This window comes from Serratia sp. AXJ-M (assembly GCF_046531865.1).
In the GTDB taxonomy this organism is placed as follows: Bacteria; Pseudomonadota; Gammaproteobacteria; order Enterobacterales; family Enterobacteriaceae; genus Serratia; species Serratia liquefaciens.
Window position 1 is genome coordinate 22633 of record NZ_CP059394.1, and the last position, 15678, is coordinate 38310.

Consider the following 15678-nt stretch of genomic DNA (forward strand, 5'->3'; position numbering starts at 1 on the left):
GAGCGGGAAAGAAGGGGGGATTATCGGGTGGTGGAACCGCGCACGATCAGTTCACCGGGGAACATCTGCTCGCTGATGGGGGTATCCAGACCCTGAATGCGTTGCACCAGTTGCTCTAGCGCGGCGTGGCCCATCTGATAGGTCGGCTGTTTCAGCGTGGTGATGCCTACGCCGGCCAGTTCGGCCCATTCCAGTTCGTCAAAGCCCAGCAGGCCGATATCGCTGCCCCATTGGATACCCAGTCGACGCATGGCGCGCGCTACCTGCAGGGTCAGGGCACCGTTGGCGGAAATCACCGCTTTGCGCATGCCGCGATGGCGAGTATTGAAGTCGCCGAGCACCCCTTCCAGCAGCTTGACGTCGTTCAGCGGAACTTCGGCCTGTTCGGCCAACAGACCGGCATGTTGCGCCATGGTTTGGTTAAACGCGTGCAGCCGCTCCAGGCGGGTATTGACCGTGCCAATGGGCTCGCTGAGAAACAAAATGGCTTCGAAACCCTGTTGCAGCAGGTGTTCCGTGGCGGTCGTCGCGGCTTCGTGGTTGTTGAGGCCCACCACATCGCAGGCGAAATCATGAATTTTTCGGTCGATCAGTACCATCGGCAGCATGGATTGTTGCAGCGTCGATAACGCCTCTTCGCGCATACCAACGGCGTTGACCACAATGCCCTCTACCCGGTAGCTGCTGAGCAGTTGCAGGTAGTGCTGTTCCTGATTGACTTCGTTGTTGGTGTTACACACCAGCAGGGTAAAGCCGTGCTGACGGCAGGCGGCTTCGATGCCGCGCATCACGTCCACCGAATAGGGGTTGGTTATATCGGCGATGATCAGGCCAATCAGCCGCGTCTGTCCCCCTTTCAGGCTCCGCGCCATCTGGCTTGGACGGTAGTCGAGCTGGAGGATAGCCTGCTCGATGCGCTGTTTGAGATCGTCAGAAAGCAGGTGCTGCTCACCATTCAAGTAGCGCGATACGCTGGTTTTACCGGTCTTGGCGGTTTTCGCCACATCGCTGATGGTGGCCCGCCCCGAGGCGCGTATTGCCTTAACACTGCTCACAACCGATCTCCCCTGAGGTTAATTGCCAAGGAGACTATCACACAGAATGTATAGCCGGGAATGTTGAATGGGATAAGGGAAGAGGATCGACAGGATAAAAATGGCGGGGCATTGTGCCCCGCTCGGGATTATTGCAGCGGGCTGAGGGTGATCTCGACGCGACGGTTTTGCGCCTTGCCTTCTGCCGTGCTGTTGGAGGCGATCGGATTATCCGGACCTGCCCCGGTGGTGCGAATGCGGTTAGCCGCCACGCCCTGGGTGATTAACGCGCTGCCAACGCCGTCGGCACGCTGCTGCGACAGGGTCATGTTCAGTGAACGGGAGCCGGTGCTGTCGGTGTAGCCGACCACGTTAACCGCCGTTTTCGGGTATTCCTTCAGTACCATGGCAACGCCGGTCAGGGTGTTGGCACCCGCCGGTTTCAGGGTGGCGCTGCTGCTGTCAAAGGTGACATTGTTCGGCATGTTCAGCACGATATTGTCGCCCTGACGGGTAACGCTGACGCCGGTGCCTTTCATTTTGTCGCGCAGCTTGGCTTCCTGCACGTCCATGTAATAGCCGGCACCACCGCCCAATGCTGCACCTGCCGCTGCGCCGATCAGTGCGCCTTTGCCGCGGTCTTTTTTCGACGAGGACAGCACGCCAACGCCGGCACCCAGCGCGGCGCCCAGGCCTGCGCCAATACCGGATTTACCGGCTTCGGATTCCCCGGTGTACGGGTTGGTGGTACAGGCTGACAGCGTGAGCGCCACGCTCACCGCGCCGGCAATAATCGCAATGCGTTTTTTCATCTTTTTTCCTTTGTGGCATCAGAATCTGGGTGCGCCAATCCAATTTGGGGGCGCTAAAAAACCGTTGTCGGCATGCCAAGACGTGCCGAGGCGCTACTATGACGCGGATACTTTCCGGCAGTTCCGGAAAAAAACGTGACAAAATATAAGCGGATAACGGGCTTGAGCCTGTTATCCGGCAAAAAGCGAGGGAATACCATGCAGCGGATTCTGAATTGAACGCATCCCGGTGCGGGATGCGCCTTTTTTAGCCGGAAGTGACAAGATTTAAACTGCGGACGGCCAGTTCATGATTAAGGTATAGGCCTGAGTTTCTTCGTTAAACAGACGCTGCGTCACTTGAAAACCCAGCTTGTGGTAGAACGCGCAGGCGCGCAGGTTTTGCTCATACACCTCCAGGCTTAGCTGGGGATAGCGCTGTTGTACGTGCGCCATCAGCGCCTGTCCTACGCCATGGCCGTGAAAGGCCTGTTCAACGAACAGTGCGCCAATAAAGCGTTGATCCAACACGCTGATAAACCCGACGATTTCCCCTTGATGCCAATAGGCCCAGCTTTGCGCTCGCGGCAGATAGTTTTCCCGCACCAGCGTCGCGCTTTCTTGCCAGTAGCTTTCCTTGACGAACGGGTGCGCAGCAATGGTGCTGGGCAACCACAAGGCCATTAACCGCTCCATATCTGCCGGGTGGCAGGGGCGGATCACTGCGGCTTTGGGTAGCAGAGGCATCCTGTGAGATGATCGTTCACCAGCCCGCTGGCCTGCATAAAGGCGTAACAGGTGGTGGAGCCGATAAATTTGAAACCGCGTTTTTTCAGTGCCTTGGACATCGCGTCCGAGCGTTCGGTTTTCGCCGGCACCTGGTTCAGTTGCTGCCAACTGTTGAGCTGCGGTTCGCCGTCGACAAATGACCAGATAAAAGTGACAAAATCTTCCCCGGCCGCTTCCATGGCCAGATAGGCTTTGGCATTGGCGATGATGGCTTCAATTTTGCCCCGGTGGCGGATAATGCCGCTGTCTTGCAACAGCGCGGCTATCTCTTGTTCATCGATAGCGGCCACGCGCTGCGGATCAAAATTGTGGAAGGCGCGCCGGTAATTCTCACGCTTTTTCAGCACGGTGATCCAGGACAGCCCGGCCTGCTGGCCTTCAAGGCATAGCATTTCAAACAGCTCGCGCGCATCGGTGGTTGGTGCGCCCCATTCCTTGTCGTGATACTCGAGATATAACGGATCCGCCGTCACCCAACCGCAACGTTCATTGGCCATACTGACTGTCCTTGTGCTGTGTTTATTTACAGTAATCATTACCTGAAGTGGTGAACTTGGCAAGCCCCTGATTGTTTTATCATCAGTCGGCTTGACGTGGGGGAAAAGCCAGCAATATTTACTAGATGGCCGGCAGGTAAAAAGGCCAATGATAAAAACGTATTTTCCTTCATTTGCTGGCTCTCAGGAGTCTATTCATGCCTCTTAAAATAACCTGTCTGCCCCGCCCGGCGGTGCTTGCAGTGGCGATATTATGCAGTATGACGACCCCGGTGCTGGCTTATGACCAACTCTACGTCTTCGGCGACAGTCTGAGCGATACCGGCAACAATGGCCGCTTTACCTACGACAGCAATAAACATCTGTTATACGACGAAGTACTGGCGCAACGCATCGGCGCGGCGTTAGTGGCTTCGGACGATGGCGGCAATAACTACGCCGCCGGCGGGGGCGTGGCGGTGCCGGCACTCAACCCGGCGGACAATACGCAGGATCAGGTGCAGAGCTACCTCGGTCAGGTCAATGGACGGGCTGACGGCGATGGCCTGTATATACACTGGATTGGCGGCAACGACCTGGCGGCGGCGGCATTAAACCCGACGACCGCGCCGGGCGTAGCCTACAACAGCGCAGCGGCGGCGGCCGCGCAGGTTCATTCATTGCTGAATGCCGGTGCCGGTACGGTGATCGTGCCGACGGTGCCGAATATTGGTTCCACGCCGCAGTTGATGGAGCTGATCATCCAGCAGGCGTTGACGCCGGTGCAAAACGCAGCGGTTCAGGCGGCCTACGCCACCCTGAATTCGCTGGCCACGCCGGATAACGCTTCACGTGCCGAGGCTATCCACCGGGCCCTGACGGCGGCAGCGGCGCAGGGCAGCGCGATCCCCCAGGTGCAGCAGGCGATTGCCGCACAGCTGATAGCCGCTTATGACAGCCTCAGCGCGCAGGCGGCACAACTGACCGATTTCTATAACCAAAGCGAAGACCACCTGCTGGCGCAGGGGGGCGGGAACATCGTCCGGGTTGACGTGAACAAACTGTTTGGCGAGGCGATTGCCAACCCGGCGCAGTTTGGCTTTACCAATACCGCAGGCATGGCCTGTCCGCCGGGCGTCTCCTCTGCGGTGTGCCGTTCTACCATGCCGGGTTTTGATAGCAGCCAGGCCTACCTGTTCGCCGACCATTTCCACCCCAGCCCGCAGGCGCATCTGTTGATTGCCGATTACATTCAGGCGGTGCTCGACGGTCCTGCGCAGGTGGTGGCGCTGAATCAGGCGACGGCGGCCATGGCGCGTGACAGCCGTGCTACCCTCGACAGCCGTTTTCAACAGCTGCGCAGTGGCGAAAACCCGCAAGGATCGCTGGGCGTGTTCGGAGGCTATGCCGGGCAACACTATGATTATTCTTCCAATCTGGCGGCAGGCGACGGCAATGCCACTACTCATAATCTGACGGTAGGGGTGGATTACCAGTTGACCGACGGCTGGCTGATCGGCGCGCTGATTTCCGGCTCCAATGACGATCAACAGCCCTCCAGCCGCTACGACTACAAAGCGCGTGGCCTGTTATTTTCCGCCTTTACCGCCCTTGATCTGTTTGAAAACGGTTGGGTGAATGCCGATTTGCACTATGCGACGATGAATTACGATGATATTCGCCGCAGCATGCAGCTTGGGGCGTTAACCCGTACCGAAACCGGCAGCACCGACGGCAAGCAGTGGGGGGCGCGGATCACCGCCGGTTACGATTTCCCCGTCACCTCTTACCTGACCACCGGACCGATGGCACAGTTTGCCTGGGATTACAGCAACGTTTCCGGTTACAGCGAAGACGGCAATGACAGCACCGCCATGCGCTTTAACGATCAGACCTACCATTCGCAGATCGGTGCGTTAGGTTGGCGGTTGGACAGCAAGTTCGGCCTGTTTAATCCCTATGCCGAGGTGAGCTATCAGCATCAGTTTGGTGATGACGTTTACCGTGCCGGCGGTGGCCTGAAGTCCACGCAGACTTCGTTCACTCGCGACAGCGCCAGCCAGGATAAAAACTGGGTGGATGTGACGCTGGGGGCGAATATGCCGTTGACCGATCAGGTGGCGGCGTTCGCCACCGTTTCTCAGACCGGCGGCCTGAGCAGTGGCGAACAGTTTATGTATAACGTCGGGGTCAGCGCCCGTTTTTGAGTGTCGATGCCCGATCGCTTAGGGGGCCGTTTGCTGCACACCTGGGCGGTTGGGCAGCGTGATATCTGCCATAATCTTTTTTTCCGGTTGTAGTAGCGTCATGCACAGCATGCTGCAGAAAGACACCACGGCGGTGGCGAAGAACATGGCGCCATAGCCGTGATGCTGTGCCAGCCAACCACTCAGCATCGGCGCGGTGATCGAGGCAATATTGGCGATCGCCAGCGTCATGCCGCTGTAAGCCCCCACCGAAGCTTTCGGCGTGACGTCTATCACCACCGACCAATACACGTTATTGACCAGTGCATTCAGCGCATTGCCCAGCGTCATCAACAAAATGATTTCGGTCGGCGTGCTCATAAAGGGGATCAAGACGAAGCAGGTGGCGGTCAGCAACAAGGTGACTGCCGCAAACAGGTTGCGCGCCAGCCGCAGGTTGCCAAAGCGTTTCAACAGCGCATCGGCGATGCGGCCGCCGAGCAGCACGGTGAAGCAGGCACCGCTCCACGGGATCATCGCCACGTACCACAGCGAATGCAGATCGTAGTTAAAAGTATCCTGCAGGTATTTGGGGCCCCAGGTCACCAATACAAAGGTGACGTAAAGGAATGAGAAGTAACCCAGCGCGTTAAATACCAGCGTGCGGTTGGTGAAAAACGCCCACCATGGCAGAGGTGCTTGTGCGTTATCGGCTTCCTGATCGGCGCTGATGATGGCCAATTCGGCGGCGTTGACTTCAGGATGCTCCTGCGGCGTGTCGGTGAAGAAACGGGCAAACAGCAAAATGGCGATCAGCGAAAACAGGCCCAGCAGCATGAACATGCTGCGCCAGTCATCGGTCAATAGCAGTAACCCCACGGCCAGCGGCGCGGTCAGCAGCGAACCCACCTGGGTGCTCAGCAACCCGATACCCAGCGAAAAGCCACGCTCTTTGCGCGGCGCCCAGTTGGCGATGGTTTTATTCATCAGCGCGTAGGCCGGACCTTCGGCAAAGCCGAACATGATCCGCAGTGCGGCAAACCCCATAATGGCGGAACCGCCGAACAGCGCCACGCCCAGTTCGCCAGCCCAGGCGGTCGCAATTTCCAGCAACGACCACAGCGCCCCGGCGATCAGCCAGACTTTTTTGGTGCCGATACGGTCGGCCAGAAAACCGCCGCACAGCGAACCGAACAAATAGCCAAAGCCAAAATAGCCCAGCACGGCGCCCAGCTGCGCCTTGTTGAAGTTGAATTCATGGGAGATATCGTTGGCGGCGAAGGACAGTGCGCCGCGATCGACGTAGTTGATCAGTGCAATGAAGAACACCATGGCGAAAATGCGGTAACGATAGCGGCTGTCGGTTAAGGCGGTTGTCATCAGCGAATCTCCTGAAAGGGGGATATCAGGACGCTAGCAAGGTTGGTGCCAGCCTGAGTGACGCCTTCTGGCCGGGGAATTGGGGGAATTGGGGGGATTATGACGCTGAGACGGCGCTACAGAGGGGCATTTGCCCCGTTTTAGTGCGCGAAAAGACCGCGCTTCTTTGATGATTCACACTTGTTGCGGGATTCTGGCTGTATATCTTACGGTCAACGGGTATACTGGCCCATCCCATTTAAATCCACTTGTATCGCGTGCGAATTCAACATGCAAAAGTTTGATACCAAGACCTTTCAGGGCCTGATCCTGACACTGCAGGACTATTGGGCGCGCCAAGGCTGCACCATCGTTCAACCACTGGACATGGAAGTCGGCGCGGGAACCTCTCACCCGATGACGTGCCTGCGCGCGCTGGGGCCGGAGCCAATGGCTACCGCCTACGTGCAGCCGTCCCGCCGTCCGACTGACGGCCGCTACGGTGAAAACCCGAACCGTTTGCAACACTACTATCAGTTCCAGGTGGTGATTAAGCCATCGCCGGACAACATTCAGGAACTGTACCTGGGCTCGCTGAAAGAGCTGGGTCTGGATCCGACCATTCACGACATCCGCTTCGTGGAAGATAACTGGGAAAACCCGACGCTCGGCGCCTGGGGCCTGGGCTGGGAAGTTTGGCTCAACGGCATGGAAGTGACGCAGTTCACTTACTTCCAGCAGGTTGGCGGCCTGGAGTGCAAACCGGTCACCGGCGAGATCACCTACGGTCTGGAACGTCTGGCGATGTATATCCAGGGCGTGGACAGCGTATACGATCTGGTGTGGAGCAACGGCCCGCTGGGTGTGACCACCTATGGCGACGTGTTCCACCAGAACGAAGTGGAGCAGTCCACTTATAACTTCGAATACGCCGACGTGGACTTCCTGTTCTCCTGCTTTGAGCAGTACGAGAAAGAAGCCCAATCGCTGCTGGCGCTGGAGAAACCGCTGCCGCTGCCGGCTTACGAACGTATTCTGAAGGCCGGCCACACCTTCAACCTGCTGGATGCGCGCAAGGCGATCTCGGTGACCGAGCGTCAGCGTTATATTCTGCGTATCCGCACGCTGACCAAAGCCGTTGCCGAGGCCTACTATGCTTCCCGCGAAGCGCTGGGCTTCCCAATGTGCAAAAAGAACGAGAACTAAGAGGCAGCCATGACTCAACAGACTTTCCTGGTGGAAATCGGCACGGAAGAGCTGCCGCCGAAGGCTCTTCGTTCACTGGCAGAATCCTTTGCCGCGAATTTTACCGCCGAGCTCGACAGTGCCAATCTCGAACATGGCGAAGTGAGCTGGTTTGCCGCACCGCGCCGTCTGGCGCTGAAAGTGGCCGACTTGCGCGCTGCGCAGGCCGATCGCGAAGTCGAAAAGCGCGGCCCGGCCATTGCCCAGGCGTTTGACGCCGAAGGCAAGCCAAGCAAAGCGGCCGAAGGTTGGGCACGCGGTTGTGGCATCACCGTCGATCAGGCCGAACGCCTGGTGACCGATAAAGGTGAATGGCTGCTGTATCGCGCCCATGTTAAAGGCCAGCCTGCGCAAGCGCTGCTGGCGGGCATGGTCAGCAATTCGTTGGCCAAGCTGCCGATCCCGAAACTGATGCGTTGGGGCAATTCTGACGTGCAGTTCGTGCGTCCGGTACACACTGTGACCCTGTTGCTGGGTGAAGAACTGATCCCGGGCACCGTGTTGGGCATCGATTCTGGCCGCACTATTCGCGGTCACCGCTTTATGGGTGAAGCCGAACTCACCCTCGACAACGCTGACCAATATCCGCAGATCCTGCTGGAACGCGGTAAAGTGGTGGCCGATTATGAAACCCGCAAGGCGCTGATCAAGCGCGATGCGGAGCTGGCAGCGCAGCAGCTTGGCGGCAAGGCCGATCTGAGCGAAAGCCTGTTGGAAGAAGTGGCCTCGCTGGTGGAATGGCCGGTGGTGCTGACGGCCAAATTCGAAGAGAAATTCCTGGCGGTGCCGGCGGAAGCGCTGGTCTACACCATGAAGGGCGATCAGAAGTATTTCCCGGTGTATGACGCCGCGGGCAACCTGATGCCGAACTTTATCTTCGTGGCCAATATCGAATCCAAAGATCCGCAGCAAATCATCTCCGGTAACGAGAAGGTGGTGCGCCCGCGTCTGGCCGATGCCGAGTTCTTCTTCAATACCGACCGTAAAAAACGCCTGGAAGACAATCTGCCGCGTCTGGAAACCGTGCTGTTCCAACAGCAATTGGGAACCTTGCGCGACAAGACCGATCGCATCCAGGCGCTGGCGGGCTGGGTTGCCGGCCAAATTGGTGCCGACGTTAACCACGCCACCCGCGCGGGCCTGCTGTCGAAGTGCGATCTGATGACCAATATGGTCTTCGAATTCACCGACACTCAGGGCGTGATGGGCATGCACTATGCGCGTCATGACGGCGAAGCGGAAGACGTTGCCGTTGCGCTGAACGAGCAGTATCAGCCGCGTTTTGCCGGCGATGCGCTGCCGGAATCGCTGGTGGCCTGTTCATTGGCGATCGCCGACAAGATGGACACCCTGGCCGGTATCTTCGGCATTGGGCAACATCCGAAAGGTGATAAAGACCCGTTTGCACTGCGCCGTGCCGCGCTGGGCGTGCTGCGCATCATCGTTGAGAAAAACCTGCCGCTGGATCTGCAGACCCTGACCGAAGAGGCCGTGCGCCTGTACGGCAGCAAGCTGACCAACGCCAAGGTCGTCGACGAAGTTGTCGAATTCATGCTGGGCCGTTTCCGCGCCTGGTATCAGGAAGAAGGTCACGCCGTCGACACCATTCAAGCGGTGCTGGCACGTCGTCCGACCAAGCCTGCGGACTTCGACGCACGCGTTAAGGCGGTCACTCACTTCCGTACGCTGGAAGCGGCTACGACGCTGGCGGCGGCCAACAAGCGCGTCTCCAACATCCTGGCCAAATCTACCGATACGCTGAACGATCGCGTTCACGCTTCGGTGTTGAAAGAGGCGGCTGAGATCCAACTGGCGACCCACCTGGTGGTGCTGCGCGATAAGCTGGAGCCTTTCTTTGCTGAAGGCCGCTACCAGGATGCGCTGGTGGAATTGGCGGAGCTGCGTGAGCCGGTCGATGCGTTCTTCGACAACGTGATGGTGATGGCCGATGACGAAGCGGTGCGTGTAAACCGTCTGACGTTGCTGAGCAAGCTGCGTGAGCTGTTCCTGCAGGTCGCGGATATCTCCGTACTGCAATAAGCGGTTCTGTCGTGAAAAGGCGCCTTAGGGCGCCTTTTTTATTGCCGTCGGTGCAGCGAAACACCTTGAGCGGTTAGTCGGTATTTTTGCAAGCGACTGTTGGGTTTTTCGGGCAGGGTCATTTCAATTAGCCGCGCGTTTAGCGCAGGACGTAAATAACGCTCACTGAAAGATTTTCGATCCTGCAGTTGCAGCGCATGCTGAATTTCCTCGCGTGACATCTCGCCTTTAAGTATCGCCAATAGTTCGGCGACTTGGGGGGTAAGGCTATGTTCTAGCGCTCGCAAGATCATGCCCAGCATAAATTCGACAAAGGGAGCGCAGTCACTCTGTTGGTTACCGGTGTTCAGCGCCTGGTAATAACCGGACTGATTGTCATGTACCAGGCTTTCAACCGGCACGTTGGCAAACAAGGGCTCCCAACGTGACAGGATCAGCGTTTGCCACAGTCTGCCCATTCGTCCGTTACCATCGGCGAAAGGGTGGATAAACTCAAATTCGTAATGCAATACACAGCTTGCGATCAGCGGCGGTAGGTCGGTCTCTTTTAACCAGAGCAGCAGTTGCCGAATTAACTGACAAACCCTTTCCGCAGGTGGCGCCATATGAATGACGGTTTTACCGTTCATCACCCCGACACCGCCATGGCGGTAATGTCCGGCATCTGGCAATAGGCCAGCCATTAGCAGCCGGTGTGCAGCGAGTAAATCCTCCTCCAGCATGGGACGCCAGTTGTTCAAGTTTCCATAGCAACGAATGGCATTGAGCGCCTCCTGAATATCGCGAGGTGGCGCAATGATACGTTTACCTTCGATGATGGCGGTGATCTGCTCTTCACTTAAAGTATTGCCTTCGATAGCCAAAGAGCCCTGAATGGTACGGATGCGGTTGATACGGCGTAGCCGTAAGGCATGTTCTTGCTCAGCCTGCATTTTTAAACGCGCAAGCCGATCGCCAACATCGGTTACCAGATGCAGCATGCGTGAGCTGATGGTCAACGGTGGCTGATAGGATGACATGCGCAGCTTGGCCCGGTGATAAATGATACAAAAGTGTATCATGCCCCTGAGTCGGTACAGTAGCCCCTTGCCAGCGCGTATAGCACCTTGCATGTTGGCCTTTCGCCCAAGAATAACCACCAAAAGGTGAATCGCGTATCGGATCGCATTCAGTTGATCTATTCTTATAGGCGCAAGGAGTGCAGCAAAAGGGACGGAGTCCGATGAAAAAGCAGGTTTATAACAGGAGTTATGTCACATGGCGGTAGGGATCAAGAGCAGAGTTTTCGCGCGTTGGTTGGCCCCGGTATTGGCATTGTTGGTGGTCATGCAATTGACTGCCTGCGGCGATAAAGAGCCGGAACAACGCAAGGCGTTTATTGATTACATCCAGAATACGGTGATGCGCAGCGGCGCGAAAATCCCGACGCTGAGCGAAGATCAGAAACAGAAGTTCGGCAACTATGCCGGTGATTACGCCATCCTGGTCGGTTTTTCTCAGCAGTTGTCCAAATCACTGGATGCCAGCCTGACGCCGGCGTTGGATCAGATTAACCAGATCCGCACCGCACAGGACTACATGAGCAAGCGTGATACGCTGCAACAGTCCGTTGGGGCGCTGAACCTGCTGGGGCAGCAAATCCAGTCAGCCAAGTCGCAGGCGGATACTGCCCGGACAGCGCTGAAGCAACCTGACGATCTGAAAGCCGTGTATAACCAGGCGTACGACAAGATTGTTACCGGGCCGGCCAATGCGCTGATGCCGGTGATTCCGACCACGGCCAGCTTCGTTCAGGATCTGGTTCAGGTGGGTGATTTCCTGCGTGCCCAGGGCAATCAGGTGGCCTTTAATAATAACGGCGTCCAGTTCCGTACTTCCCAGCAGGCAACGCAGTACAACACCATGATGTCGAATCTGGTGGCCAAGCAGCAGGATTTACTTAACGCACAGAAAATCGTCTCCAGCGTTACTCAGTAATCTCCAAACGCAGAAGCCGGCAGTCCGGCTTCTGCCATTCCCTTCTGACTTTCCAACGGCTTGCTCACTTCTTGCACCACGCATCTGTACTACACTTCAATTAATCATCTATTTCCGACATGTAGTTTTCTTTCATTCATCGCACCGCTATTTCCCGACGGGATGAATGCTCACAGGGAAGACCTTCTTCAAGCCAGGATTCGGTAGCCACTGAAAAATAGATTGTGATCACCATCACAATTTAAAAACAAACGTGCATCAATTAAATGTGACTCAAATCACATTTAATTGGGTTTTAGGCGAATTTTGTTCTCGTTGTGGCTTTTTTACACTGAGTAACTGTGATCATGATCACTATAAGTGCCCCGATAATGGGGGTGTTGGTGTGATGTTTGTCACAAAAATTCCGTGAAGTTCGCACGGTAAAAACTGCGTGATAGAGTCCATTTCGCATACAGCAACAACACGGCTGGATCGTAACAACAATAATCACGCGCTCTTATTGTCAGCGCGTAACAATAGGGGTGTGTTTTATGTTTTCACCAGACATCAAAGTCAAAGTTCAAAACTTTGGCCGCTTCTTAAGCAACATGGTGATGCCTAACATTGGCGCCTTTATCGCCTGGGGTATCATCACCGCATTATTCATTCCTACCGGTTGGCTGCCGAACGAAACCTTAGCCAAACTGGTTGGCCCAATGATCACTTACCTGCTGCCGCTGCTGATCGGTTTTACCGGTGGCCGTCTGGTGGGAGGCGATCGCGGTGGGGTGGTGGGCGCTATCACCACCATGGGCGTGATTGTCGGGGCAGATATGCCGATGTTCCTCGGCGCCATGATTGCCGGTCCGCTGGGCGGCTGGGCGATCAAGCATTTTGACCGCTGGGTAGACGGCAAAATCAAAAGCGGCTTTGAGATGTTGGTGAACAACTTCTCCGCCGGCATTATCGGTATGCTGCTGGCTATTCTGGCATTTATGGCCATTGGCCCGCTGGTTGAAGGGTTGTCACATATCCTGGCGACCGGCGTGAACATCATGGTGACCAACAACCTGCTGCCGCTGGCGTCAATCTTCGTGGAGCCGGCGAAAATCCTGTTCCTGAACAACGCCATCAACCACGGTATCTTCTCGCCGTTGGGCATTCAGCAGGCGACCGAAACCGGTAAATCCATCTTCTTCCTGATTGAAGCCAACCCAGGCCCGGGTATGGGCGTACTGATGGCCTACATGTTCTTTGGCCGCGGCAGTGCCAAGCAGTCTGCCGGCGGTGCCGCGATCATCCACTTCTTCGGTGGTATCCACGAAATTTACTTCCCGTACGTGCTGATGAATCCACGCCTGCTGCTGGCGGTGATCCTGGGCGGTATGACCGGCGTGTTCACACTGACCCTGCTGAACGGCGGTCTGGTGTCTCCGGCTTCTCCGGGTTCGATTCTGGCGGTATTGGCGATGACCCCTAAGGGCGCTTACTTCGCCAACCTGGCGGCGATCGCCGCAGCGTTCGTGGTGTCCTTTGTGGTTGCCGGGTTCCTGCTGAAAACTTCGAAAGCGAAAGAAGAGGATGACCTGGAAGAGGCCACTCGCCGCGTACAGGCGATGAAATCCCAGTCTAAAGGCGGTGCTGCGGCTCATGCAGCGGTGGATGGTGACCTGACCACGGTGCGTAAAATCATCGTTGCCTGCGATGCGGGCATGGGTTCCAGCGCCATGGGGGCCGGGGTACTGCGCAAAAAAGTGGCGGACGCCGGGCTGAAAAATATCTCCGTGACCAACAGTGCCATCAACAACCTGCCGGATGATGTGGATCTGGTGATCACTCACCGTGACCTGACTGAGCGCGCGATGCGTCATGCGCCGCAGGCACAGCACATCTCGCTGACCAATTTCCTCGACAGCAAGCTGTACAACGATCTGACCGAGCGCCTGGTGGCGGCCAATAAAACCACCGATAACCAGCAGAAAGTCATCAGCACGCTGGACGACAGCTTTGAGGCCACCGAGCAAAACCTGTTCAAACTGAGCGAAAGCAACGTGTTCCTTAACCTGCAGGCCAGCGACAAGGAGCAGGCGATTCGCTTCGCCGGCGAGCAGTTGGTCAAAGGGGGCTACGTTGAGCCGGAATACGTCGCGGCGATGCTGGAGCGTGAAAAACTCACCTCAACCTACCTGGGCGAGTCAATCGCCGTGCCGCACGGCACCATCGAAGCCAAGGACCGGGTGTTGCGCACCGGCGTGGTGTTCTGCCAGTACCCGCAAGGCGTGCGCTTTGGCGATGAAGAGGACGAGGTGGCACGACTGGTTATCGGTATCGCCGCACGCAACAACGAACATATCCAGGTGATCACCAGCCTGACCAATGCCCTGGACGACGACGGCGTCATCGAGCGGCTGGCGAATACCACCAGCGTACAGGAAGTGCTGGACCTGCTTAGCGGCAAAAAAGCCGGATAACAGAATCATTTTAAGGGGTGCAGCTTGCTGCACCCTTCGACATTAGAAAGGTAGGAATATGAAAGCATTACATTTCGGTGCGGGAAATATTGGGCGTGGTTTTATCGGCAAGCTGCTGTCGGACGCGCAGGCCGAACTGACTTTTGCCGATGTTAACCAGACGGTGTTGGATCTGTTGAACAGCCGTAAAAGCTACCAGGTTCACGTGGTCGGCGAACAGGAGCGGGTCGAGCCGGTCAACAACGTCAGCGCAGTGAACAGTGGCAGTGAAGAGGCGGTAGCGCTGATCGCCGAAGCGGATATCGTGACGACCGCCGTGGGCCCGCAGATCCTGGGTAAAATTGCCGGTACTATTGCCAAAGGGCTGATCAAGCGTCATCAACAGGGCAACAACCAACCGCTGAACATCATTGCCTGCGAAAACATGGTGCGCGGCACCAGCCAGTTAAAACAACATGTGTTCGATGCGTTGCCGCAGGACGAGCAGGCGTGGGTCGAGCAGCATGTCGGTTTCGTCGACTCGGCGGTTGACCGCATTGTGCCGCCGGCGGAAGCGGGCAGCAGCGATCCGCTGGAAGTGACGGTGGAAACCTTCAGCGAGTGGATTGTCGACCAGACCCAGTTCAAGGGCCAGCCACCGGCGATCGCCGGCATGGAGCTGACCGATAACCTGATGGCGTTTGTCGAACGCAAACTGTTCACGCTCAATACCGGTCATGCCATCACCGCTTATCTTGGCCAGCAGGCCGGTCTGCAGACCATTCGCGATGCCATTCTGGACCCGGCGATCCGCCGCGTGGTGAAAGGGGCGATGGAAGAGAGCGGAGCGGTGTTGATCAAACGTTATGGCTTTGACGCCGCCAAGCATGCCGCTTATATCGACAAAATCCTCAGTCGCTTTGAGAACCCGTATCTGCACGACGACGTTGAGCGTGTGGGGCGCCAACCGCTGCGCAAGCTGAGCGCGGGCGATCGTCTGATCAAACCTCTGTTGGGCACTTTGGAATACGGCCTGCCGCACGCGAACCTGATTCAGGGCATCGCCGCTGCCATGAGCTACCGCAGCGAGCAGGATCCGCAGGCCAAAGAGCTGGTGGAACTGCTGGCTGAACTGGGGCCAAAAGCGGCGCTGGCGCAAATTTCCGGCCTGCCGGCGGAAAGCGAGGTTGTAGAACAGGCCATTGCTGTGTATAACGCCATGCAGCGCCAATAGGCTATTTTACTTGCCATTTTACGGTTGGGCAGTGCTCGAATTCCTCACGTACTACGTGTACGCTCCGGATTCTGCGCGCTGTCCGCCCGCAAACTGGCTGCGACAATAACGCCTA

At 56.9% G+C, this 15678-nt stretch carries 12 protein-coding genes; 6 read left to right on the forward strand and 6 right to left on the reverse strand.

The genetic code is table 11. The features are described 5' to 3' along the window. Positions 1–20: 20 nt before the first annotated feature. From H0S68_RS00105 to H0S68_RS00120, 4 genes are all read right to left on the reverse strand, one after another. Positions 21–1055 carry a LacI family DNA-binding transcriptional regulator gene (locus H0S68_RS00105; protein WP_020824657.1) on the reverse strand — a complete coding sequence of 345 codons (1035 nt, stop codon included), beginning with the start codon at positions 1053–1055 and terminating at the stop codon, positions 21–23. 128 nt (positions 1056–1183) lie between these two features. Continuing rightward, positions 1184–1846, reverse strand: coding sequence for an OmpA family lipoprotein (locus H0S68_RS00110; protein WP_020824658.1), 663 nt, complete (start codon positions 1844–1846; stop codon positions 1184–1186). A 267-nt stretch (positions 1847–2113) separates the two neighbouring features. Next, positions 2114–2548 carry an N-acetyltransferase gene (locus H0S68_RS00115; RefSeq protein WP_170868541.1) on the reverse strand — a complete coding sequence of 145 codons (435 nt, stop codon included), beginning with the start codon at positions 2546–2548 and terminating at the stop codon, positions 2114–2116. After that, positions 2545–3111 carry a DNA-3-methyladenine glycosylase I gene (locus H0S68_RS00120; protein WP_046374820.1) on the reverse strand — a complete coding sequence of 189 codons (567 nt, stop codon included), beginning with the start codon at positions 3109–3111 and terminating at the stop codon, positions 2545–2547. The genes H0S68_RS00115 and H0S68_RS00120 overlap by 4 nt, the downstream gene beginning before the upstream one ends. A gap of 197 nt (positions 3112–3308) precedes the next feature. Here H0S68_RS00120 and H0S68_RS00125 point away from each other — a divergent pair, with 197 nt between their 5' ends. Continuing rightward, positions 3309–5297, forward strand: a complete 1989-nt coding sequence (locus tag H0S68_RS00125) for an autotransporter outer membrane beta-barrel domain-containing protein (protein ID WP_261287481.1) — start codon at positions 3309–3311, stop codon at positions 5295–5297. A gap of 18 nt (positions 5298–5315) precedes the next feature. On the opposite strand, the gene H0S68_RS00130 is transcribed toward H0S68_RS00125, so the two are convergent. Continuing rightward, a complete protein-coding gene (locus H0S68_RS00130; protein ID WP_410529070.1) occupies positions 5316–6656 on the reverse strand; it encodes an MFS transporter in 1341 nt (446 codons plus the stop codon). 270 nt (positions 6657–6926) lie between these two features. Between H0S68_RS00130 and glyQ the strand changes: the two genes are divergently transcribed. Then, positions 6927–7841 (forward strand): glycine--tRNA ligase subunit alpha, encoded by a 915-nt coding sequence (gene glyQ, locus H0S68_RS00135; protein ID WP_020824663.1) that lies wholly within the window; start codon positions 6927–6929, stop codon positions 7839–7841. Between the two features lie 9 nt (positions 7842–7850). Beyond that, positions 7851–9920, forward strand: a complete 2070-nt coding sequence (gene glyS, locus H0S68_RS00140; RefSeq protein WP_020824664.1) for a glycine--tRNA ligase subunit beta — start codon at positions 7851–7853, stop codon at positions 9918–9920. A gap of 38 nt (positions 9921–9958) precedes the next feature. Here glyS and H0S68_RS00145 read toward each other — a convergent pair whose 3' ends face one another. Next, positions 9959–10981: a Fic family protein gene (locus tag H0S68_RS00145; protein ID WP_410529071.1), complete on the reverse strand. Its 1023-nt coding sequence runs from the start codon at positions 10979–10981 to the stop codon at positions 9959–9961. Positions 10982–11177: 196 nt separating this feature from the next. On the opposite strand from H0S68_RS00145, the gene H0S68_RS00150 reads away from it, so the two are divergent. From H0S68_RS00150 to H0S68_RS00160, 3 genes are all read left to right on the forward strand, one after another. Continuing rightward, entirely contained in the window at positions 11178–11897 is a 720-nt protein-coding gene (locus H0S68_RS00150; protein ID WP_020824666.1) for a DUF3053 domain-containing protein, read from the forward strand. A 533-nt stretch (positions 11898–12430) separates the two neighbouring features. Then, positions 12431–14350, forward strand: coding sequence for a PTS mannitol transporter subunit IICBA (locus H0S68_RS00155; RefSeq protein WP_201895875.1), 1920 nt, complete (start codon positions 12431–12433; stop codon positions 14348–14350). 58 nt (positions 14351–14408) lie between these two features. Continuing rightward, complete coding sequence (locus H0S68_RS00160; RefSeq protein WP_122080508.1) at positions 14409–15563, forward strand: mannitol-1-phosphate 5-dehydrogenase; 1155 nt, start codon at positions 14409–14411, stop codon at positions 15561–15563. Positions 15564–15678: the final 115 nt, after the last annotated feature.

What these genes read in the sequence shown, in the direction of transcription:
- glyS (WP_020824664.1), top strand. Translation starts at nt 7,851, where the DNA reads ATGACTCAACAGACTTTCCTGGTGGAAATCGGCACGGAAGAGCTGCCG.
- H0S68_RS00150 (WP_020824666.1), top strand. Translation starts at nt 11,178, where the DNA reads ATGGCGGTAGGGATCAAGAGCAGAGTTTTCGCGCGTTGGTTGGCCCCG.
- H0S68_RS00110 (WP_020824658.1), bottom strand. Translation starts at nt 1,846, where the DNA reads ATGAAAAAACGCATTGCGATTATTGCCGGCGCGGTGAGCGTGGCGCTC.
- H0S68_RS00120 (WP_046374820.1), bottom strand. Translation starts at nt 3,111, where the DNA reads ATGGCCAATGAACGTTGCGGTTGGGTGACGGCGGATCCGTTATATCTC.
- H0S68_RS00160 (WP_122080508.1), top strand. Translation starts at nt 14,409, where the DNA reads ATGAAAGCATTACATTTCGGTGCGGGAAATATTGGGCGTGGTTTTATC.
- H0S68_RS00155 (WP_201895875.1), top strand. Translation starts at nt 12,431, where the DNA reads ATGTTTTCACCAGACATCAAAGTCAAAGTTCAAAACTTTGGCCGCTTC.
- H0S68_RS00145 (WP_410529071.1), bottom strand. Translation starts at nt 10,981, where the DNA reads ATGATACACTTTTGTATCATTTATCACCGGGCCAAGCTGCGCATGTCA.
- glyQ (WP_020824663.1), top strand. Translation starts at nt 6,927, where the DNA reads ATGCAAAAGTTTGATACCAAGACCTTTCAGGGCCTGATCCTGACACTG.
- H0S68_RS00130 (WP_410529070.1), bottom strand. Translation starts at nt 6,656, where the DNA reads ATGACAACCGCCTTAACCGACAGCCGCTATCGTTACCGCATTTTCGCC.
- H0S68_RS00125 (WP_261287481.1), top strand. Translation starts at nt 3,309, where the DNA reads ATGCCTCTTAAAATAACCTGTCTGCCCCGCCCGGCGGTGCTTGCAGTG.